Source organism: Rhizobium sp. 10PS4 (genome assembly GCF_032464805.1).
GTDB lineage: Bacteria > Pseudomonadota > Alphaproteobacteria > Rhizobiales > Rhizobiaceae > Rhizobium > Rhizobium laguerreae.
Genome location: NZ_JAWDIW010000015.1, coordinates 42,375 through 63,849 on the forward strand (window position 1 = coordinate 42,375; position 21,475 = coordinate 63,849).

The 21,475-nt window shown below is 60.5% G+C and carries 19 protein-coding genes; 7 read left to right on the top strand and 12 right to left on the bottom strand.

Features of this window, described 5'->3' with window-relative positions:
* Positions 1–80 precede the first annotated feature (80 nt).
* The gene (locus RWJ89_RS26580; RefSeq protein WP_316031698.1) at positions 81–830 is read left to right on the top strand and encodes a Crp/Fnr family transcriptional regulator; all 750 of its coding nucleotides are present in this window, start codon (positions 81–83) and stop codon (positions 828–830) included.
* 186 nt (positions 831–1,016) lie between these two features.
* Here RWJ89_RS26580 and RWJ89_RS26585 read toward each other — a convergent pair whose 3' ends face one another.
* Both RWJ89_RS26585 and RWJ89_RS26590 read right to left on the bottom strand, forming a co-directional pair.
* Positions 1,017–2,039: a glycosyltransferase family 2 protein gene (locus RWJ89_RS26585; protein WP_131666183.1), complete on the bottom strand. Its 1,023-nt coding sequence runs from the start codon at positions 2,037–2,039 to the stop codon at positions 1,017–1,019.
* A gap of 133 nt (positions 2,040–2,172) precedes the next feature.
* Positions 2,173–3,084 carry a glycosyltransferase family 8 protein gene (locus RWJ89_RS26590; protein ID WP_131666182.1) on the bottom strand — a complete coding sequence of 304 codons (912 nt, stop codon included), beginning with the start codon at positions 3,082–3,084 and terminating at the stop codon, positions 2,173–2,175.
* Between the two features lie 308 nt (positions 3,085–3,392).
* On the opposite strand from RWJ89_RS26590, the gene RWJ89_RS26595 reads away from it, so the two are divergent.
* A complete protein-coding gene (locus RWJ89_RS26595) occupies positions 3,393–3,692 on the top strand; it encodes a hypothetical protein (RefSeq protein WP_077979160.1) in 300 nt (99 codons plus the stop codon).
* A 185-nt stretch (positions 3,693–3,877) separates the two neighbouring features.
* Here RWJ89_RS26595 and RWJ89_RS26600 read toward each other — a convergent pair whose 3' ends face one another.
* The 5 genes from RWJ89_RS26600 to RWJ89_RS26620 all read right to left on the bottom strand — a co-directional run bounded on the left by RWJ89_RS26600 (position 3,878) and on the right by RWJ89_RS26620 (position 10,470).
* Positions 3,878–5,344, bottom strand: a complete 1,467-nt coding sequence (locus RWJ89_RS26600; RefSeq protein WP_316031699.1) for a hypothetical protein — start codon at positions 5,342–5,344, stop codon at positions 3,878–3,880.
* Between the two features lie 114 nt (positions 5,345–5,458).
* Positions 5,459–6,844 (bottom strand): polysaccharide biosynthesis/export family protein, encoded by a 1,386-nt coding sequence (locus RWJ89_RS26605; RefSeq protein WP_316031700.1) that lies wholly within the window; start codon positions 6,842–6,844, stop codon positions 5,459–5,461.
* 6 nt (positions 6,845–6,850) lie between these two features.
* A complete protein-coding gene (locus tag RWJ89_RS26610) occupies positions 6,851–7,873 on the bottom strand; it encodes a glycosyltransferase family 2 protein (RefSeq protein ID WP_316031701.1) in 1,023 nt (340 codons plus the stop codon).
* A complete protein-coding gene (locus RWJ89_RS26615) occupies positions 7,870–9,636 on the bottom strand; it encodes a tyrosine-protein kinase domain-containing protein (RefSeq protein WP_316031702.1) in 1,767 nt (588 codons plus the stop codon). Before RWJ89_RS26615 ends, RWJ89_RS26610 begins: the two co-directional genes overlap by 4 nt.
* A 132-nt stretch (positions 9,637–9,768) precedes the next feature.
* Entirely contained in the window at positions 9,769–10,470 is a 702-nt protein-coding gene (locus RWJ89_RS26620) for a sugar transferase (protein ID WP_132613905.1), read from the bottom strand.
* 468 nt (positions 10,471–10,938) lie between these two features.
* Between RWJ89_RS26620 and RWJ89_RS26625 the strand changes: the two genes are divergently transcribed.
* From RWJ89_RS26625 to RWJ89_RS26645, 5 genes are all read left to right on the top strand, one after another.
* The gene (locus RWJ89_RS26625) at positions 10,939–11,676 is read left to right on the top strand and encodes a Crp/Fnr family transcriptional regulator (protein ID WP_026265410.1); all 738 of its coding nucleotides are present in this window, start codon (positions 10,939–10,941) and stop codon (positions 11,674–11,676) included.
* On the top strand, positions 11,673–13,022 hold the full coding sequence (locus RWJ89_RS26630; protein ID WP_206105931.1) for a glycosyltransferase family 4 protein: 1,350 nt from the start codon (positions 11,673–11,675) through the stop codon (positions 13,020–13,022). Before RWJ89_RS26625 ends, RWJ89_RS26630 begins: the two co-directional genes overlap by 4 nt.
* Positions 13,019–14,263, top strand: a complete 1,245-nt coding sequence (locus tag RWJ89_RS26635; protein ID WP_131666176.1) for a glycosyltransferase family 4 protein — start codon at positions 13,019–13,021, stop codon at positions 14,261–14,263. The genes RWJ89_RS26630 and RWJ89_RS26635 overlap by 4 nt, the downstream gene beginning before the upstream one ends.
* A 69-nt stretch (positions 14,264–14,332) precedes the next feature.
* The gene (locus RWJ89_RS26640) at positions 14,333–15,814 is read left to right on the top strand and encodes a lipopolysaccharide biosynthesis protein (protein ID WP_168284554.1); all 1,482 of its coding nucleotides are present in this window, start codon (positions 14,333–14,335) and stop codon (positions 15,812–15,814) included.
* A gap of 48 nt (positions 15,815–15,862) precedes the next feature.
* Positions 15,863–16,690: a glycoside hydrolase family 16 protein gene (locus RWJ89_RS26645; RefSeq protein WP_168284553.1), complete on the top strand. Its 828-nt coding sequence runs from the start codon at positions 15,863–15,865 to the stop codon at positions 16,688–16,690.
* 21 nt (positions 16,691–16,711) lie between these two features.
* Here the strand turns inward: RWJ89_RS26645 and RWJ89_RS26650 are convergent, their stop codons facing one another.
* The 5 genes from RWJ89_RS26650 to RWJ89_RS26670 are packed head-to-tail and all read right to left on the bottom strand — an operon-like array spanning position 16,712 to position 21,463.
* Positions 16,712–17,788, bottom strand: a complete 1,077-nt coding sequence (locus RWJ89_RS26650) for an ABC transporter ATP-binding protein (protein ID WP_168284552.1) — start codon at positions 17,786–17,788, stop codon at positions 16,712–16,714.
* Positions 17,785–18,714 (bottom strand): PfkB family carbohydrate kinase, encoded by a 930-nt coding sequence (locus RWJ89_RS26655; protein ID WP_131662112.1) that lies wholly within the window; start codon positions 18,712–18,714, stop codon positions 17,785–17,787. The genes RWJ89_RS26650 and RWJ89_RS26655 overlap by 4 nt, the downstream gene beginning before the upstream one ends.
* Positions 18,715–19,737, bottom strand: coding sequence for an SIS domain-containing protein (locus RWJ89_RS26660; RefSeq protein ID WP_221943130.1), 1,023 nt, complete (start codon positions 19,735–19,737; stop codon positions 18,715–18,717).
* Complete coding sequence (locus RWJ89_RS26665) at positions 19,734–20,579, bottom strand: carbohydrate ABC transporter permease (RefSeq protein ID WP_168284549.1); 846 nt, start codon at positions 20,577–20,579, stop codon at positions 19,734–19,736. Before RWJ89_RS26665 ends, RWJ89_RS26660 begins: the two co-directional genes overlap by 4 nt.
* Positions 20,579–21,463, bottom strand: coding sequence for a carbohydrate ABC transporter permease (locus tag RWJ89_RS26670; RefSeq protein WP_316031703.1), 885 nt, complete (start codon positions 21,461–21,463; stop codon positions 20,579–20,581). Before RWJ89_RS26670 ends, RWJ89_RS26665 begins: the two co-directional genes overlap by 1 nt.
* Positions 21,464–21,475 lie beyond the last annotated feature (12 nt).

Here is a 21,475-nt window from a genome sequence, read left to right on the forward strand (position 1 = left end):
CATTGTTTGACTTTCTAATTTAATCTATTACGAATGTCGCTCCAGATAATAAGTTATTTAGTCTGTGTGGAGTTGTGCGTATGGACGGGGTGATCAGTACCAGGGACAACAGAGCTAGAGGAAACGCGGTGCGAAGAAGCGAAGCGGTTACTTGCGGGTCTGCAGCTATTGTTTACGGCGGCCGGGCGGATTTGGATCACGAGTTCCCGTTTTGCCGCTCGAGTGTTCGAAAGTTTCGCCGCGGTGAGATTATTGCCGGCGCCGGCGTCGTCCTCGACGTGTTCGCCCGCGTACAGCGCGGAATGGTAAGCGCAAGCACCCCGCTTGCCGATGGACGAGAGTTCATCGTGGAAATCGTTCCGAAAGGCGGCTTGATCGGCGAATTGGAGGTGCTCCGCAAGCAGTCTCTCAGCCTGGAATATCGAGCCTCGTCGGATTGCGAACTGCATTACTTCGACGGTCGGTTGCTGCGGGACCTGTGTGTGAACGATCCGCAATTTCAGGTGAAGATCCTGTCGAAGGCGCTGGCGCGTGTTTCCGAACTGGAACTGCGGATCATTTCCAATGCCGGATCGAGTCTAAGACAGAGACTGGCCCGGACGCTGCTGCGTCTTTCTGCCCTGTACAGAATGGATGCGCAAAATAGCGGCGACGAGCTGATCATCTCCCAGCATGAGCTGGCCGCGACACTTCCGGCGTCGCGTGAAAAGGTCAACCAATGCCTGCGGCGCCTGCGCGAGAGCAAAGTGGTCGACGGGACACAGGGCAAAATCCGCATTCTCAATCGAAAAGCGCTGGAGGCTTATGCCGAGGGGGCGGGTCTCGCCTGAGGCGTTGCCGCAATAAAAAACGGAACGGCAGAAAGCCTCGACAGAACCCGCCGCCGGCGGGTTTTGTGATGACAGTGCGAGTTGATAGTCAGGCGAAGCAGGCGGACAGATCAGGTTGGCGTGTTACCGCTTGTCTTCATGCACGTCGTCCCAAAATCGCTGCGCATTTTGGGCCGACGTGCATACTTAGACTTCGCTCTCGGAAGTATTCCTCCAGTATTTCCAGCCTTCACCTTGGATGAGCCCGTGATCGGACAGGTCCTTCCAGCTTCTGTAGGTGCCCGTATCGTCGTAGACGAAGTCATCCATGTCCTTGCCTGAGGAGTATACGGTATATTCTTCCGTATGTTGGGACCGGTGTGCCGCATCGGCGACCTTGTGCACGAAGGTCGACAGGAACTTGAAATGCAGAAGGGCGCCGGATACGCCGAGCGCTCCGCGCATGTCGCCCAAATTCAGGGAGAGCGGCCAGACCTGGTGCGATGATTTGAGAAACAGACGTTCACCCGCCACATAGACGAGGGGTATCTTGTTGAGCGCGGGGCCGTCCCAGAGCCGGTCGTGGAAATAGACACGCCCGCGAACGCCGCCCTTGATCCATATCGTCCAGTTGCGTTTGTCGAAATGCGCCACATAGCCGGAGCGGTCGAAGAGATTGCAGACCTCGAGCGGGTTGCGACCGGGTTCGCATATGTTTTCGAGAACGGGATGCGGGCTGTACATGTCGATCATCACCGAGCGGAGGGAATGGCCGCCCATGGAAGCGATATAGGAAGTCAATTGATCGATCGGCCGTGTGTCGCAATGCGGATAGACCAGGAACTCGTCTGCATCGACATACAGGACCCACTTCTCCCGGCAGTGGCGGTTAATGACTTCGTTGATCCAGTCGTTTCCGAACCTCGCCGCCTTGTAGGAACCATGGGCCGAAAGAAGGGAGACATCGTCGAAGCCGGACAGCAACTCGGCCGTGCCGTCGGTCGAGCCGTTGTCGATACAGATGAAGTGCTCGAAGCCGAGATCGCGATAATACTGAAGGAAGAAGGCCAACCGGTGCCCCTCGTCACGGATGACGCAGATGACGACGTGGCGCGCCTGCTTGAGCCCGTTGCGCAGCAGGTCATAGCGAACCTGCCGAGCCTTGAGCGACCGGCGCAGACGGGCTTTCACGTAATGCGAGATACTGACGGCGGAAGCCCTATAACTCATATTCTGTCCTGAAGATTATCCATTCCTGGAATGAATGGATGAATACTTTGCGCTTCCGTCTGCAAATCCACGGCTCGACCGGCGACCCTGAGTTCAGTCACGCGGACATTCAAGTCGGACCAACAATACATCATCATACGGCGTAGTCGCCAACCAGCAGGCTCTGGACCCTGGGATTGGGTCCTTGTTTCTCAATTGCGTTCTCGATGCGCGCCCGTATAGACCGGTATTTATACAGCATCTTCCGATCGAAGGTTATCCCGCGATACAGCGAGTTGTAAATCGGATGTGCTTTGCGCAGGTCGACGTATACCTGGCTTTCCTTATCGGTCCACGGAAAGAAAGTTCCATGCCATGGCTTCGGATGCGCCATATAATGGACGATCGACAAGGAGGAGATGTTCACCAGATGAAGGAATTGTTTAGGAAAGTTCCAGCGGTTCGATACCAGCATCAGCGATGAACCGCAGACGTAATTCAATGCGCCCTGATCATGTTTGCCCTCGCAGGCCTCGGGATTTCTAGCGAAAAGCTCGAGCGCCTCCTGCCCGATCCAGCCGTTTCGATGGAATTTCAGGACGCCTGCGTTGAAATAGTGGCTGTCCCTTCCGGTGTCGAGGAAGTCATGGATCGCCGTGTAATCGCGCGCCGCGAAAAACCTGCCCTCGGGCACAGTGGCACTTTCGAACGCGCCGAGATCGCTGACGATCTGGGTATCCCCATCGAGGTAGATGATCTGGGTATAGTTGGAAGGCAGGATCTCGCAAAGGACCAGCTTGGCCATTGTGCTGACGCTGATGCGTCCTTGGAAATGCGAATTGTCGAGCTTGCCGAGCGAGTCCTGCAGCGCTTCGGTCGCATCGGTCAATATGACCCCACTCCTTGCGAGCAGGGCTTTCAGCTCTTCGAAATTGTCGAGATGTTCCGACATCAGAACGCAGACGTCGGTCGCAGGGCTTGCGAATTTGCGAGCTTGAAGCGCCGAGAGAATGGTCGGAAATGAATACTCGACATCCGTGACGTAGACGACGCACTGGTTGTTCATGTCATCACCTTTCCGATTGGGCGCAATACAAGTGAATGGGTATTGTCTTTGCGAGGCGAGGGACCATTTGTGAATTGAGCCGACGGGTCTGTCATATGAAGGCCCTGTTCGGTATATATAGGCCAGCGTCCAGTGCGCTGGTGCTGAATCGGTGTCTGGCTGTCGGCGGCTTTTGTATGTTTCATTGTTGAGATATTCACCATGAAGAGTGCCTTGCCTGTCATAAGGCTATGTTTCGACATGTTGTTTCGCGGTACGGTGATTGGTGCCGGGACCCTTGTCGGAATGCGGAGGGAAGGGGGATTGTCATGTTGATCACCACACTCGGGGCAGCCGTGATTTCGATCGCTGCCGGGGCTTCCATCCGCGCCTGGGCTTTCGCGATTTTTGCAATCCTGGTGGCAATCGGCTTCGGCGGCGTGGCTTTTGCCGGCGGGTCGTCCGTGATCGCGGCCATGCTTTCCGGTATCGCCATCCTCGTGCTCATGGAAATCGGCTATCTGGCAGGCGTGTTCCTGTCGGGGCTTTTGCGGCGCAGTGCCAAGCTGCGCGAAAACAATTCCGTTGCAGATAGCGTCGCGACCACCAGCGAACACCCGCAAGGCTGACGTCGACATAAAGCCTGCAGCATGGCCTTCCGCGACTGACCTCCGACGGCGTTTATTCGATGGACTGCTTTTACAGGCGATCCTTGAAAGATGCGGTGCGGCCGGCCGGCTTCGGCCCAATGCGGGCACGCCGATGGCTCGACGAGATTGCCATTCCGCGCCCTGGCGGAGTTCCAAAGCGGGCGTCATCGTGTTGAAAACATCGGCGCTCTCATCAGAGATGTCGATGCCTCCAGCGGGGTTCGATTAGCGAGCGATCGGGTCGCGCGCCGGGGAGAGGTATTGGTTGCCAGGCAGCCGGCCGCCAGACCTGCCGTGGTGCTGAACAGCAAGCCGAGATCCGTGCCGCTCCCCGAGATCGCCGCGGAGGCGACCTGCGCGATGGATGCCATAACCGCAGCGTTTCCGATCGCTTGCGTCTCCCGATCGCCTGACATGTGCCGGCCGGAGGCCCTTGCAAGGCTGTACAGGAAGGCGGCGAAGAGAAGAGTGCCGGTCAATCCGACATTGGAGAGCAACGCAGCGATAAAACTCGAGGCCCGAACCGTGCCGAGCCCGGCGCCGAAGGTGGCGGTATCGACGAATGCGATCAATGCCAGTGTATTCCAGGCGGTGCGCTCTTCACCGGATTGCGATTGGAGCTTGTCCGACAAGGTGGTGCTCATCAGGCCGGCGATGGAATTCCACGCATCGGGGACAAGGCTGAGTGCGACGATGGCGCAGGGAATCAAAAACAGCGTGATCACCAGGAAAGTCACATGCGGGGTCTTGGCGGGGCCGCTAATCAGTCGTTTCAGGCAAAACAGAACGAACATGCAGACAACGAAAATGCCGGCAATATAAGCGGTTGTCGATGTGCAGAGGACGATCGTCGGGCCGATGAAAAGCGTTGCAAGTCCTGCCATACGGATTTGGACGCGCTCCAGCCAGAGCAGAAGCGTGAAGGAAAAATAGGCTAATGCGACTGCGCCATAAGTGCTTGCTTCGGGGAACGGGCCGACGATGCGTTTGAAGCCGCTGATCGTCTCGGCCGTATGCATCGTATAGTTCGCGTTTCTGATGACATCGAGCAGGTAGGACTGGTCGGTCAGGAATGTTCCGATATCAATCAATGCCAGGGTAAAACATGCGATCGAGGCGACGATTAACTGCAGTGCGATGAAACGGGCATAGCCGAGCCTGGTAAGCCCCGAGACGACGGCAAAGCAGGCGAGGTCGCCGAGCAGATAGACAGACTGGCTGAGATTGGACGAACCCGGCGACAGGGGAGCGGCCACCGTCGACATCATGCCCGTGGTGTCGCGTGCAGAGGAGTAGACGAGGGTCGCGCCTGCAAAGATGCGCGGCAAAAAGAAAGATGATGCCACGGAAAACAGGATGTAGGCGGCAAACCAGAAACCGGGACCCGGATAGGCCATGCTGGCGAGCGTCGCCTGTGTTTGAGCCGGGCGCAGCAGGGCGGCTACCACGAGAAAAAGCACGAGAAGATGGCTTGGCTGGATGCTGCTGCCGCCGAGCGCGGGCAATTGCAGAGCCGCGGCCGCTCCGAGCAGCGTCGACAGGCAAAGGGTCGTGATCGCAAAACGCGCCCCGTTGACCATGCTGAGCAGGCCAAGCAGCAGAACGATGAAGCCGATCGGTTCTATCGACATGCTTCAGATCCCGATCCGGACGGAGCGGCGGAGGCATCGGGTTTGTCGATCCGCCTTCCGGCGCAATGCCCGAGGCGAAAGCCGCCAGCTGTCGTTCATGGTCACGACCGTCCCCTAATTCGATCCCGTCTGGGATATCCAGCCGGGAGCCGCGTGATTGTCGCCTGCTACATCAGACAGCGGGACTGCCGAGCTTTGCTGCTGTGGCGCGGACTGCAGCTGCAGCGGAGGCGACGGCGTCTGGAGATCCGTGTCGATGCCGATTTCGACGACATCATGCGGCCGCAAGCTGGTCGTCTCGTCCGCCTCGATGTTGCGATAGGTGCCATCGTCGTTGCGACGCACGATCCTGTAGTTCTTTTGCGCTCTGCCAAGACCCGGCACGTCCGTATTCATCTGGGCGAGTTGCGCGCTGTAGCCAGCCTGTTCGCCCAGAAGCTGGGCCACCTGGATGTCGATCGCAGCCCTGCCGATCGCGAGATTGACCTGGTTGAGCAGCTCCTGGTTTTCGCTGTTCTGCCGGTTGACGATATTAATCTTCGAGCGATCGGCTTCGCTGAGCCCCTGGCGAGCCGTGGTCAGGGCGACCTCGAGATCGATCAGGGTGCCTTGTGCGTCCGCAACGCCGCGGTCGACCGTGACCTGCCGGGAATTGCTGACCAGACCCTTGCTCACCAGGCTGTTGACGTTATCCAGTTCCTTTTGCGCAAGGTCGATCTGCCGCTTTTGCGAATTGATCTTGGCCTCGAGTGATTGGACCTGCTGGCCGTAGAGACGGGCAAGGTCGCTTGCCGCTTCGATCTGGCTTTCGATATCGACGCGTCGCAGCCGCATCAGGTTCAATTCCTGCGCCTTCAGCTTGTCCACATCGGGTGTTCCGGCGAGTTCTGCAGGGATCTCGAAACTCTGTTCGCCGGCGATCTCGGCGCGCAACCGCGCCTGGCGCATCAGAAGATCACGCCGGTTGAGAATGGCCGTTCGGTAGGCGCCGGCAGCCTCGATCCGGTCGCGCTCGAAGACGGTATTCTCTTCGCGCTCCCGAAGGAAGCCGCCGGCGATGCTGACGGCCTTCATGACCGTCATATCGGCCTCAAAAGCATAGCGCCCGGGGGTCTGCACGGTCCCGGTTACGAAGATCGGCGCATGCTGGGCAATTTCCACGGCGATGAACGGCTTTCCCGGCAGTTCCGCCTTTTCGGAGAGCGCGGTGGCGATCGCATCGGAAACCTGCTCCGTCGTCTTGCCGATCGCCTGCACCTGGCCGGCGATCGGAATCGCCAGATTACCGGCATCGTCGACTGTATATGTTCCGCCGAGGGCTTCCCAGCTGGCATACCGGGAATCCGACGATCGCCATTCGACGACACGCAGTCTCACCTGATCTTCCGGCACGAGGGTATAGTTTTCCGCATGGGCGACACTCCAGCCGGTCACGCCGGAAAATACCAGCAAGGCAAGGGCGATGGAGATGAGGCGACCGGACAAGGATGTGCGCTGCATTGTCTGCTATCTCCGTTTCGTTGCGATCGACGGCGAAGGCATTTCGCGCGGCGCGGGATTGCCGAATTCCAGGATGCGGGACGGAGAGAGGCGGCCGACAAGAAGGTCGGAAAGCGCCAGCAAATTGCCGTTCAAGCGTCCCCATCGGTCGATCAGGCGGTCATTGAATAATAGACCCCGCGTATTCGCCAGGATGTTGCGGCCGATCTGTGCGACAGCACGGCCCTTCGACATCGTGCCCTTCCGGATCAGGTAGACAGGATTGGCAACCTGCGAATAGCCGAGCCTTCGGCCGGGCTGGCGCCCGGATCTGACGCCGAGATGCACGCCGCGAGCGCCTTCGACACGCACGGACCTGCCGTAGCGGGCGATGGACCGGCTGAAATCGACATCTTCGAGCCAGCCGTAGAGCGGTAGCTGTTCATCGAAGGCCAGCGCGTGCTGGAGAACGGGTGAAAGGCGAACCGCCATGTTGCATCCGTAGGCGTTATAGACCTCCGTCACCTGCTCGGCCCCTTCGCCGGCTGTTTCAAGAACCTGCAGGGCCTTTGGCATGCTGAGGCCGCCATCGAGGATGCCGTCGGCCAGGACTTCGCCAGTGGCGATCGTCACGTCGGGGTTTGCTGCAAAGACAGCCGCCATCCGCGACAGGAAGGTCGCGGCGGGAATGAAGTCGTCATCCAGGAAGATCAGAATATCCGTGTCGGCGGCGGCGGCCTGGATGATCCTGTTGCGCTGGGAGGTCAGGCCACGGCTGCCGACGATGACTTCCACATCGAGGCGGTCGGCGAGGCCGGCGGCGTCGTCGATCACCGGCACGCAGACGATCAGCCGCTCGGCCTGGTCCGGCAGGGCGGTGAGATAATCGACGGTCTCTTTGAGTATCGAGGGGCGGCCTGCCGAAGCAATCCCTACAGCCAGTCGCAATGGGCGGCGCGCGCGGCCCGCCATGGCTTCAGCGCCGCAAGGAACAGGCGCCGGTCCGATCGGGCTGTTCTGCCTTGTTGCTTCTGCCGAAGGTGAAGTCATGACTCTATTCTTTTCGGTGCATGGTTGATGATCGCGCCGAGGATCTCCGCGCCGACATTCCGCAGGGTCTCGATGACGTGCATGGTGTCGTCGATCGAGGTGTGCCCGTGCGAGGTGACCACGAGGACACCGTCCAGTTCCGGCGCGATCGCATTGGCATCCGGCGAAGCAGAGAATGCGGAAATGTCGACGAATATGGCGTCGAACTCCTTTTTCAAGTCGGCGAAGCTCAACTGCGTGCGGCGGGAACTGAGGCGAATGGCCGGCGTCACCGCTTCGACTTTGCCGAGGGGTAGGAATTTCAGCGTCGGGGTGAGGGGCAATGCCGCCGTCTGGATCAGTTCGCCCTTGTCGAGAACGTCGACGAGGCCTGTGGAACTATGGGGCGCGATCGATTTGCTGAGCGACGATTTCTGCGCAGCCGCATCGATCAGCAGCGTCTGCGCTCCTGATATCGACGAGAGCACCGCAAGTTCGCATGCGATGGTCGATGCCCCGCTGCCGGGATTGACAGCGACGATTCCAATTACGACCCGGCGTTTGCGCCGAAGACCAACGACCGTCGCGCTCAGCTCCGCCATGCCTGGAATAACAGGATAGGCGGCTGCGGTGCCGCTGCTGCCGGTACCGGCGGCGAGGAATCGCGCAGAGTGACCATTGCGGGTTCTCGATGTCGCCAGCAAAGTGACAAAGGGCAGTCCGCCGGCTTCCGCGATCTGATGGGGCCGGACGATCCGGCGATCGCCGGCGTGTCTTATCATGGCGAGTGCGAAGCCGACGCCAAGACCAACCGCCGCCGCAAATGCAATGATGAGCGTGCTGCGTGGTCTGGCTTTCGAAAGAGGCAGGGTGGCCCGAGAGACGATCGTGGCATCCGACACCGGGTAGGTGATGCGCTGCCTGGCTTCGGTCAGCTGGTTCAAGGTATTTTCATAGAGGGTGCGGCGGGCGTCAGTCGCGCTCTGCAGCTCCGCAAGCTTGAACTGATCGCGCGGATTGCTCGTGAAGCTGGCCAGGGCACTGGCAGCTTCGGCCAGTCCGCGCTGCTGCTCGCTTACGAATCTGGTCAGCCATTCGCTGTATTGCCGGGACGCATTGGCCTTCATTGCGATATTCTTCTGGATATACTGCCTGGCCAGCGTGTCGGCGATGTCGACGGCCTGCTGCGGGGTCGATGCTGCAGCCGATATCTCGATGATCGTCGAACTCCCGATCCGGCGTACTCCCATCATGTTCAGCAGCGTGGCGACCGCCCGATCATGGATCCGCCCGTCCTCGATCTGCTGTTGCGGCTGTCTGTCACGCGGTCCTGCGCCTGCCGCTTCCTGCGATGCCGTATCCGGTTCGGAAGAAGCGCCCATCAACCAGTTCTTTGCCCGATCCTGCAGCGAAGGCGTCTGGTCGACAAAGTCAGGATCGGTATCGAGACCAAGTGCCGTTACCGTTCCACCGACGACATCGCTGGATTTGGCGATCTCCAACTGTCCCTCGATGAACGCGTCTTCCGCGAAAGCCCTCTGTGCTTCGGAGCCGCCGACCTGGGGGACGATCACAAGTTGCGTGTTGGCAACGAACGTCGGTTCGGCGGTCAGCACGTAGCTCCCTGCCAATACGAGGAAAGCGAAAGTCGTCGCCGCAATCCACAGCCAGCGCATTCTGATAAAGAAGAGCATATCCCGCAAGGTGAGCGGCGAATTCCCGCCAGTGGCTGCGGCAGGCAGAGATATCGGAGAAACACCGCTGAAGATCGTGCTTGAGGTCATGTCGTCCTAATCCAAAATGACGGGCTCACGGAGTAACCAGGTAATGGCAGCTTGGAGGGACGGGGAAGTAGCGTGTCTTCCGATTCCAGGCATGATCGGCGGCTCTCCCATGAATGCTCAATACGAGAATGCTCAATACGAGCCGCGCTGCGAAAACAGAGCGGGAATGGTCTTGGCAATGATGATGAAGTCCCGGCCGAGCGACCAGTTGTTGAGATAGTGAACGTCGAGGGAAACCCGGTACTCGTAACTGACATCATTGCGCCCGCTGGTCTGCCAGTGACCGGTCAGGCCCGGGCGGACGGCCATGTAGGCCCATATATGCTCGCCGTAGCGCGGCAATTCCTCGGCCGTGATCGGCCGGGGGCCGACAAGGCTCATGTCGCCACGCACGATATTGATCAGTTGGGGAAGCTCGTCGATGCTCGACCGCCTGAGGATATCACCGACGGCCGTGATCCTCGGATCGTCCTTCAGCTTGCGTGTCTCTTCCCATTCGCTTCGCGCAGCCGGGTTGTTTTGCAGCAATTCGGCAAGCTGAGCACTCGCATCGGTCTTCATCGTGCGAAACTTGAGGCATCCGAACGGCGCTCCGCCGACGCCGATGCGCGTATGGGAATAGAAGACCGGGCCGCGGTCGCTCATCTTCACGATCATTGCGACGATCAACAGAAGCGGGGAAAGCAGGATCAGCGCCGTGACTGCGATGACAAGGTCTAGCGCGCGCTTCGACGATCTGCCTGCCGCACGAGGCCGGGACGAATGGAGATCGCCGCCTTTCGCGGTCCGTCCGACGCGCGACCAAGCCTCGAAACTATGTGCTTCCCATGTCATCGGTGGTCTCCAAAACATTCCGATTAAGAACCGTTCAAAGTTTGCTGCGCCGCACTCTGGTTGTCTGTTACCAAGGTCATAATCCTTAACAAATTCTTTATGCTACTAACGGGCAATCGAGAATTCGGACTACACCTTGATGGCCTTCTTTTCATTTAAAACGATAATCTAATCTAATTCGTGGTGATTATCCGCTGACGCTTGTTTATCAGTTTTGATGTCATCACTTTGATTATTGCCGTTTTTTATTCAGTAAGCCCTTTTAATAGGCAGAGATCTTCGATCGCGTGGCGGCTTTTTGGCTTCTTTGGGATTTTTTGTCCTTTTTATGGTGTATATTTTGTTTTGAAGTTAAATATATACTTTATCTTTACGTCATATCTCCGTGATGTTATTTGACTCTCATATTAAGACAATATAAATGATGCAGTGCAGCATTGCCTATGGTTATCGAGTGGAGTTATGCGCATGGATGGGGCGACACACGCATCAGATCGCAGGGCCGGCATCGGCAAGGCGGCGATATCAGCTAACGGCGGCATTCATCTGAACAGCCGCATCGTCATCGACGACGAATTCCTTTCCTGCCGGTCGAGCGTCCGGCGTTTCCGGCGCGGCGAGATCATCGCCGGGGCCGGCGTCCTCGTCGATACGTTCGCGCGCGTTCATTCGGGGGTGGTCAGCGCAAGCACGATGCTGCCCGACGGCCGGGAATTCATCGTCGAGATCATTCCGAAATCCGGCCTCATCGGCGAGCTCGAGGTTCTGCGCAGGCAGACGTTGAGCCTCGAATACCGTGCCGGTTCCGCCTGCGAGCTGCATTTCTTCGAAGGCCGGCTGCTGCGTGACATGTACGCCAGCGATCCCTGCTTTCGCGAAAAAGTCTTCTCCAGGGCGCTGGCGCGCATTTCAGAGCTCGAACTCCGGATCATTGCGAATGCGGCGTCGAGCCTGCAATCGAGGCTGGCCAGCACGCTGCTGCGGCTCTCCACTGTTTATGGAAAAGATCCGGCAAACAGCGGCGACGAACTGATCATCTCGCAAAATGATCTGGCCGCGACGCTGCCGGCGTCCCGCGAGAAGGTCAATCAATGCCTGCGGCGCCTGCGGGAAGGCAAGATCATCGACGGGGGCCAGGGCAAGATCCGCATCCTCAACCGCAAGGCGCTGGAGGCCTGTGCCAACGGCGCAGTTTCGGTGAAGTGATGCGCCCGTCGCTTCCCGAGGTCCTTCGATCCGCCGCAAGCGTCGGCCGGTTTCCCAGCCCCGGCACGACAAAGATCGATCGCGTGGTCATCATCGACGATTATTCGGTGGCCAGAGGCGGTGCGACGGCGCTGGCGGTGCTGTCCGCCAAGCTTTTTCGGGGCCTCGACATCCCTGTGACCTATATTTGCGGGGATGACGCCGCCAATGCGGAGCTCGTCGCACTCGGGGTCTTAATGGTCGGGCTGAACAGCCGCGACCTGCTCAGTGCCGAGCGTGCGAAGGCTTTCGTGACCGGCATTCACAATGGCGCCGCCGTCCGCATGGTCGCGAACTGGATTGCCGCAAACGACACCGCCAACACCGTCTATCATGTGCATGGCTGGCACCAGATCCTGTCTCCGGCGATTTTCAGGGCGTTGATGCCGGTCGCCAGACGATGCGTGGTGCACGCGCATGATTTCTTCACCGCCTGCCCCAACGGCGCCTTCTTCGACTATCAGGCGCAGGAAGTCTGCCTTCGACGCCCGCTCGGCGGAGGCTGCATTGCGACGGCCTGCGACAAGAGAAGTTATTCGCACAAATTATGGCGGGTTGCCCGCGGCTCCAACATCCTCCGGCGGCTGAAGGATCAGGCCGATTTCGGCCGGATCATCCTGTTGCACGAGAAGATGGCAAGCTTCCTCGTCGGCGCCGGATATCGGCCCGAACGACTGACGACGATCCGCAATCCCGTCGCTCCGCTCTCCATCAAACGCATCGAGGCGGAGGCCAACGAGGAGTTCGTCTTCATCGGGCGGCTGGACGAAGAGAAGGGCATAGAGGACGCCGTGGCCGCCACACGCAAAGCCGGCGTCAGGCTCTGCGTGATCGGGGACGGGCCGCTGATGCCGCTGGTTGCGGCTTCGGGAGATCACGTTAGGGCCGTCGGCTGGCAGTCGCATGCGGAGATCGGCCCGACCATCCGCAAGGCGCGTGCACTGTTGATGCCGTCTCGCTATCCCGAGCCATTCGGCCTCGTCGCTATCGAAGCGGCCAGGAGCGGGCTACCGGTCATCATGTCGCACAGCGCCTTTCTTGCCGAGGAAATGCAAAGAGCCGGCATGGCGATCGCCTGCGATACGGCTGACGAAAGCGCCTTTGCCGATACTTTGAAGCGATTTAGCCAAATGCCGAGGCACGAGGTCCGCGCCATGAGCGAGCGGGCTTTCCTGAAGTCGCCGGATCTTGCGTCGACTCACGAGGAATGGCGCGACGCGCTTCTTTGCGAATACCACAGCCTGATTTCGACGAATGCGGTTCCCGACCTGACAGACGGTGTGGCGATACAAGGAGTATTGAGTTGACCCTTAAGGCAACAACCTCTCTTCCCGACGCGAGGCCATTTCTCGGCGATGCGCCAGTTATGGCGAAAAGACGTGTCACTGATGCCGGAAGCGCGAGCGATACCAAGCAGCTTCGTGTCGCCATCGTGCATTATTGGCTCGTTTCGATGCGCGGTGGCGAGAAGGTCGTCGAAGAGCTGTGCCGCATGTTTCCGCAGGCCGACATCTTCACCCTCGTCTGCAACCGGGATCGCATCAGCGATTTTCTGAAGACGCGGAACATCCGCACATCCTTCCTGCAGAAGATCCCCGGTGCAAAACGGCATTATACCAAGATGTTGCCGCTGATGCCTTTCGCGCTCGAGCAGTTCGATCTGCAGGATTACGATCTCGTGCTGTCGAGCGAATCCGGACCCGCCAAGGGCATCATCACGCGCGCCGACGCCCTGCATGTCTGCTACTGCCATTCGCCGATGCGCTACATCTGGGATCAGTTCCATGTCTACCGCCATGGTCTGCCCTGGGTGGGTCGCGCCTTGATGTCGATCACCGCACCCATGCTGCGCGCCTGGGACGTGACGACCTCCTCGCGGGTCGATGTGTTCGTTGCCAATTCCGATTATGTCGCAAGCCGTATCCGCCGCTTCTACGACCGGGAATCCATCGTCATCCATCCGCCGGTTGCGACCGACGATTTTGCGGTGGGGACGGGGAAAGGCGAATTCTATCTCTATGCGGGACAGCTGACCACGTACAAGCGGCCGGACATCGCCGTTCGCGCCTGTACCGAGGCCGGCCGAAAGCTGGTTGTGATCGGCGAGGGAGAACAACTGGCCTATCTGAAGTCGATTGCCGGACCGACCGTGCAGTTTCTCGGCCATCAGCCCTTCAACGTTCTGCGCGACCATCTGTCGCGATGCCGCGCCCTGTTGTTTCCGGGCACGGAGGATTTCGGCATCCTGCCGGTGGAAGCCATGGCATCCGGGCGGCCGGTCCTAGCTTTCGATGCCGGCGGCGCCAGGGAAACCGTTTGCTCGCCGCAGGTCGGCTTTCGCTTCGCTGAGCAGACCACGGAAGCTCTATTGGAAACAATGGCGGCGTTCGAAGAGGTGGAGGACGATATCGATCCGCATGCCATCCGCGCGCACTCGCTGAAATTTTCTTCCGCCGTGTTCCGCGACCGCCTCTCCCGCCTGATCGAGCAGCAACTGGCCGACCATGGCGACCGATCCGCCGAGGTCTTCAGAAGACGGGCGGGCTGAGGGCAAGGAACGGAGCTGCCTGTCTTGCCGCTGCGACCGAAACCGTCGACGAGGAATAGAAAATAGATCATGTCAAGCGTATCTCAGAGGACGGCGACGGCAAGCATCTGGACCATCAGCGGAAAGTTCCTGGCGCGACTGCTCGATTTCGTCAGCCTCCTGATCCTCGCTAGGCTTTTGAGCCCGGCGGATTTCGGCCTTGTCGCCATCGCGACATCGGTTCTGGTCATCGTCGAGACAATCCTGGATCTGCCGCTGACGCAGGCCCTGATGCGCCAGCCGTCGCCTTCGGACGATATGTTTGCTACCGCCCTTACCCTCAGCCTTCTTCGAGGCGTGGCCATCAGCGTGCTGATGATGACCATCTCCTGGCCGATGGCTCTGATCTATGACGATCCCCGGCTTTTCTCCCTTGTCGCCGTGCTCTCGATTGCGCCTGCCATGCGCAGCGTGATCAGCCCGCGCATGGTTCTGTTCATGCAGCAGTTCGATTTCAAACGCGAATTCGCACTCGATCTTATTGCCAAGGGGTCGACACTGCTGTTCGGTGTCGGGGTGGCGGTCGCGACCGGCAGCTATTGGGGACTGGCGATCGGCGCGGTTGCGGGCCCGACCGCCGCGGTGATCACCTCCTATATCTTCGCGCCGATGCGACCGAGATTCAGCCTTTCCGAGTGGAAGCACTTTCAGGACATGATCAGCTGGAACACCGTCTCGCAGGTGCTGAGTTCGATCAACTGGCAACTGGACCGGCTGCTTTTGCCGCGCTTCACGGGCCTGTCGACTTTCGGCGCCTTCAGCGTCGCCGACAATATCGCCGCTATTCCATACCAGACCTTCGTCGGGCCATTGTTGCGTCCGCTGATGGCGGCATTCTCGACCGTCGATGACCGTCGTAATCTGATCGCTGCCTATCTGAAGGCGACGAACGCGATCACCTTCGTGGCAGCGCCCATCCTCATCGCGCTCGCCTTGCTTGCCGAGCCGGCCGTGCGGATCATCGTCGGTGAGAAATGGGCATCCGCCGCGCCGATTCTGCAGTGGCTGTGCATCGGCAGTCTGCTCGGTCTTCCGACGAACATGATGCCGCCATTGGCTATGGTGCTCAACAAAACCCGTTATCTCGCTCTCCGGATGTTTGCCGAGTTCGCCGTCAGGGTTCCGGTCACCATCCTGGGCATTGTCTATTTTCAAGTGGCGGGAGCACTGGGCGCGCGGATCGTGGCGGTGCTTGTCGCCTATGCAGCATCGCTCGTCATCACGCGGCAGCTGATCGGCGCGACATTTGCCGCGCAGTTGAACGCTTTTTTACGGCCTCTGGTCGCGAGCGTGCCGATGATGGCTTTCCTGCTCTGGGCAGAGCCGATGCTTGTTGCCATGCCTGTCGGCTTTCACCTTATCGTCGGCCTGGCGCTTTGCGGCGGGGTGTCCGCGGCGATCTTCTGGATCTTCGCGCTGCTCGTGTGGCAGATCGCCGGGAAGCCCGACGGCATCGAGACCATCGTCGTCCACAGGCTCATGCCGCGACGAAACAGGGTCCTCACTTCATGATCGAGACAAGTGCAGTCCAACGATGTTTGGTGTTTTCGGAGGAACAGAATGCGTTACGGAATATCTTCTAAGGCTCTGGGTTTGCTTATCGTTCTCGGTCTGGGGGCGTTGCCCGGCCAGCCCAGCGTGGCCCAGGAACCGCTCAACATCGATGCGTACCAGCTGACGTTCGAGGAGAGTTTCGACAGTCTCGACGTCTCGGCCTGGGGGGAGAGAAGTTCCCGTTGGATCGCCCATACGCCCTGGAACGGCGATTTCGGCGACGCCCGTTTCACAGATCCGGCCCCCGGCTTTCCGTTTACCACCGATCAGGGAATTCTAAAGATCGAAGCGCGCAAGGAGGCCGATGGAACCTGGCGCTCAGGCCTGCTGTCGTCGGTGAACCCGAAAGGCGAAGGGTTCTCGCAGCAGTTCGGCTATTTCGAAGCAAGGATGAAGCTGCCGCCTGGCAAGGGCGTCTGGCCGGCATTCTGGCTGATCGGGCTCGACCGGTCGAAATACACCGCCGAGATTGACGTCCTGGAATATTATGGACGCGCGCCCTACGAATTCAGCATGGGCTTTCATATCTGGCGTCAGAGCCAGGGCGGTCAGAACAGCACCGGCGGCTATTGGCAAAAGGTCCAGGACGGAATTTTGAACAGCGACTATCACACCTACGGCGTCGATATCCAAGCCGACAAGACGAGCTTCTACTTCGACCGTAAGTTCATCTGGAGCTTCGACACGCCGAAGGAATTCCACATGCCGTTCTATCCGCTGGTGAACCTGGCACTCGGCTCGGGTTGGCCGATCGATGAAACGCCGAATCCTTCCATTCTACTCGTCGACTATATTCACGTGTACCAGCGGAAGCCTACTGACGCAGCGAATTGAACAGCTGACGGACAGCCGTCGCTAACGGCCGCAGCTGAGGCCGGTTTGCGGATCGAAGAGATGCATCGCCTCCTCGTCGAAAAAGAGGGTGAGCTTTTCGTTGTTGCGGATCGGCGTGCGTGGCGGCAGGCAGGCCATCAGGCGCTGATTTCCGGCAAGGGCGGTGACGACGAGTTCCGGGCCGGTCAGCTCTGCGACCTCAAGGGTCACCTCGATCGACGGGCGGGCGCCGTCCGTGCGAAGCGCCTCGGGACGGATGCCGAGGATAAGGTCGCGGCCATTGCCGACCGCCTCGCGGAAACGGGTGGGCAGGGGCAGGATCGCATCGGTGCCTGAAAGCGCCAGGCCACCGTCGCGCGCCGCCGTCGCCTTCAGCAGGTTCATCGGCGGCGCGCCGACGAAGGTCGCGACATAGAGAGTTGCCGGATGGTTGTAGATCTCCTCCGGCGTACCCAGCTGCTCGATGCGGCCGTCGCGCATGACGGCGATGCGGCTTGCAAGGGTCATAGCCTCGATCTGGTCATGGGTGACGTAGACGACCGTGGTCTTCAGCATCTGATGCAGCCGCTTGATCTCGGTGCGCATCTCCATGCGCAGCTTGGCATCAAGATTAGAGAGCGGCTCGTCGAAGAGGAATACCTCAGGTTTGCGCACCAGCGCGCGACCGATCGCGACCCGCTGGCGCTGGCCGCCGGAAAGCTGGCTCGGCTTGCGCTCGAGGAGGTTTTCGATCTGCAGGAGCTTGGCGGCATCACGCACGGCTCTGTCGCGCTCGGGTGCTGCCACCTTGCGCATTTCCAGGCCGAAACCGATGTTCCGGTGCACCGTCAGATTGGGATAGAGCGCGTAGGATTGAAAGACCATGGCGATGTCACGGTCCTTCGGATGCACGCCGAGCACCGAGCGGCCGCCGATCCTGACATCGCCGCTCGTTGCCTCGGCAAGGCCGGCGATGATGTTCAGCAGGGTGGATTTGCCGCAGCCGGAGGAGCCGAGCAGCACCAGGAATTCGCCGCTTTCCAGCGAGATGTCGATGCCTTTCAGCGTCTCGATGTCGCCGTAGGCCTTGCGGATGTTCTGAATGTCGAGCGCGCTCATCGCAAGGGCTCCTGAAGAGATGTCGGGCCGCCATAGTTGCGGGGAAGAGTGGAGATGGCGCGCGAGGCAACCTCGGTTCCCGCCATCAGGCAGGAAACCAGCGGCTCACCGCTTGCGAGCGCGGCGAGAAAGGCGGCGTTGAAGACATCGCCGGCGCCGATCGTATCGACGACATCGACAACGGGTGCTGCCACCGAAACCAAGCTGCCGTCAGGCCCGATCGTGAGAGCCCCGTCCGGGCCGCGTTTGACGACTACGATCGCACCCGCCGGCATATGCGATTTGATCTGACGCGCGGCCTCGATCGGATCGGCGATGCCGGCAAGTGTCGTCGATTCGACCTCGTTCAGCAGCGCGACACCGCTGCGCGAAAGCCAGGCGCGTGTCGCTGCGCAATTCTCGTCTGTCCAGCCGTCGAGTGGCCAGCCGGTATCGAGCGCAACGGTGATGCCATGGCTGTCGGCCCAATCGAAGAACTTGCCGTATTCTTCTGTCAGATCGTCGGTCAGGAACGAGCCGCAGAGAAGCGCGTAGCCGCCCTGCAGTCTTGCGCCCTCGATGACGGCGAAAACGTCTGCCAGGCTGAAACGCGGCAGGTGGCCCCTCGTCGTGAAGAAGGTGCGCTCGCCGTCAGGATGGGTGATGCCGACGGAGAGCGTCGTTTTCTCAGGACGTACGGGCCACTTGTCGGAACGGTGGCCGAAGGCTTCGCTCAGCCAGCGGCCGAACTGATCACTGCCGATATTGGCGGCGATCTCGAATTCGACGCCGAGCGCTTGCCAGGCGAGCGCGCTGTTGCCGGCGGCCCCGCCGACGCGCAACTCGTCATGATCGACGATGATTTCCGTCCCGGCCTTCGGCCAAGGGGCGGTCGGTCCAAGGATCAGGTCGACGTTGACATTGCCGATGACTGCAAGCGGCCGCATTCATTCGCTCCGGGTGATTTTGGTCGATCGAACCGGCGTTCCCGCATTATCCACGCGGGCATCGGCAAAGGCGATCATCAGCCGCTGGGCGACCGGAAGCATGGCGAAGATCGCGGCAAAACCGGTTGCAGGTGCAAAGCGGATCATCACCGCGCCGGCGACCGGCGCTTCGCCCGAGGCGTCGAACAGGATGACCGGGGCGCCGGTCTCGACGGCGGATGTCGCCATTGCCGTCACCAGGCCAGCCGTCTCGTCCAAGCCGCGGAACAGCACGACGCCGATTTCCGGCCCCAGCATCTCCATCGGCCCGTGGCGCAGCTGGCCGCCTTCGAGCGAGAAGCAGGGACGGCGCGACAGCTCGGTCAATCCGAGTGCGAGCGCCTCGGCGATACCCTGCAACCGGCGGCCTGACGTGACAATGGTCGCGACGTTTTCCAGCGCCGAGAGTGCGGCGGCGATGTCATGATCTTCCGGCGCCCTGAGGGCGGTAAGGGCGGTGTCAGGATCTTCGCCGAGGGCGGAAAGGATTGCCAGATGCAGGGCGAAAGTCACCGTTAGGCTGCGGGTCGCGGCGAAGGCAAGCTCGGTGCCGCCGGTGCCGACCAGCGACGGAGCGGTTCTTGCGAGGAAGGAATTACCTTCGAGTGTCAGGCCGAAAGTCTCCTCCGTGCCGCCGGTCTCGCTGAACCAACGCACGACCTCGGCGCTTTCGCCGGACTGCGAGGTGACAAAGATCGTCCTGCCGGCGATCGGCAACGGCTGGCCGAGCTGTTCAGACAGGGGCAAGGCGACGGCATCGATGCCGAGCGCCCGGTAGAGCGGTTCGACGGCGCGGTTGACGGCATGCGAGCCGCCCATGCCGATGAGCAGCAGCCTGCCGGTCTTTTTCAGCGAAGCCGCAGCCCTGACGGCCATCGGCTGGGCCGCTTCATAGGAGGTGATCGCATCGGCATGCTGGCGCGCCATTTCGCGATCGATCGCCGCAAGTCCGGCCGGCCGGGTTCTTTCTTCTGTCATGTTCATCCCTTGACGCCGCCGCTGGTGAGCCCCGAAATCAGGGCGCGTTGCATGAGAAGACCAATCAGCACCGGGGGCAGGGCGGCGAGCACACCTGCCGTCGCGATCAGTCCGTAATCGGAAACGCGGCCGCCGGCGAGATCGGCAATGGCGACGGTCAGCGTCTTGGCGCGCTGGTCGGAAGTGAAGAGCAGCGCATAGAAGAATTCATCCCAGGCAAGTAGGAAGGCAAAGAGGCTTGACGTCGCCACCACGGGGGCGGCCAGCGGCAGCGTGATGATCCTGAGCGTCTGAAACAGGCCGGCGCCGTCGATCATCGCGGCGGATTCGATCTCGCGCGGGATGGAATCGAAACCCGACTTCATCAGCCAGGTGGTGAAGGGCGCAAGGATGGTGAGATAGACGAGGGCGAGGCCGAAGACGTTGTTCAGCATGCCGAGATGGGAAAGGCCCATGTAAAGCGGCACGGCGAGCGCCACCGGCGGCAGCATATAGGTGGCGATGACCATCGACAGCGACCATCCCACAGCAGGCGTACGCGACACGGCCCATCCGGCCGGTATGGCGAGCGCGATGGCGGCGATCGTCGCCATGCCCGCCACCTCTATGCTGTTGCGCAGCGACGAGGTGAAGGCGGCGCCGGCGCTGTTTTCGAGCGTCGAGAGCAGCACGCCGTAGCGAGAGAAATCCGCCGTCTGCGGCCACCAGCGCAGCGGCTTTTCCGCAAGGTCGGCGGCCGGCGAGATGCTCATGATGAACAGCCATAGGATCGGCGCCAGGATGACGGCGGCAAGCAGCAGCGCGCAGAGGTGAATGAAGGCGGAAAAAAGTGGGCTCTGGCGTTCCATCAGGCTGCACTCCCCGCGGTCTTGCGCACCAGGGCGGCGTAGCCGGCAGCAAGCAGCGTCACCAGCAGCGTGACGATCAACGCCAAGGAGGCGCCGGAGCCTGCCCGTTGGAAAGAGAAGGCTTCCTGATAGACGAGGATCGACAGCGTGCGGGTGCTGTTGGCCGGGCCGCCGCGGGTCATGACCCAGATGATGTCGAAGACCTTGAAGGCTTCAATCGTGCGCAACACCAGGGCCACCATCAGCGGGCCGGCGAGATAGGGCAGGATGACGAAGCGGAAGCGGGCAAAAGCGCCGGCGCCGTCGACCAGCGAGGCGGCGGTGATGTCGCGCGGCACGGCCTGGAGTGCGGCCAGCGCGATCAGCGCCACCAGCGGGAAATTCTTCCAGCAGTCGGCGACGATCAGGGCTGCCAGCGCCGTGCCCGGCTCGCCGAGCCAGGAGCGGTAGGCCTCCAGCAGGCCGAGCTGCGTCAAGGCGGCATTCAGCGCGCCATATTCCGGATTGTAGATCAGCCGCCAGAGCGTGGCGTTGACGACGGTCGGCAGCGCCCAGGGCAGGATCATCAGGGCGCGAAGCGCGGTCCGGCCGCGGAATTGCTGGTTCAGCAGCAGGGCGGCGAGCACGCCGATCACCATTTCGGCGGCGACCGAGACGATTGCGAACCATGCGGTCGTGACGAGCGTGCGCTGGAAATTCGAACCGGAGATCATCTTCACGTAATTGTCGATGCCGACGAAGCTGCCTTCCGTGCCGACCAGCCTGGCGTCGGTGAAGGAAAGGCCGACAGTATCGATCAGAGGCCAGCCGATGACTGAAATCATGATCACGAGAAGCGGCAGCATCAAAAGCCACGCGCGGGTTGTCAGCCAAGTGCCCGACATCAAGGCGACCCT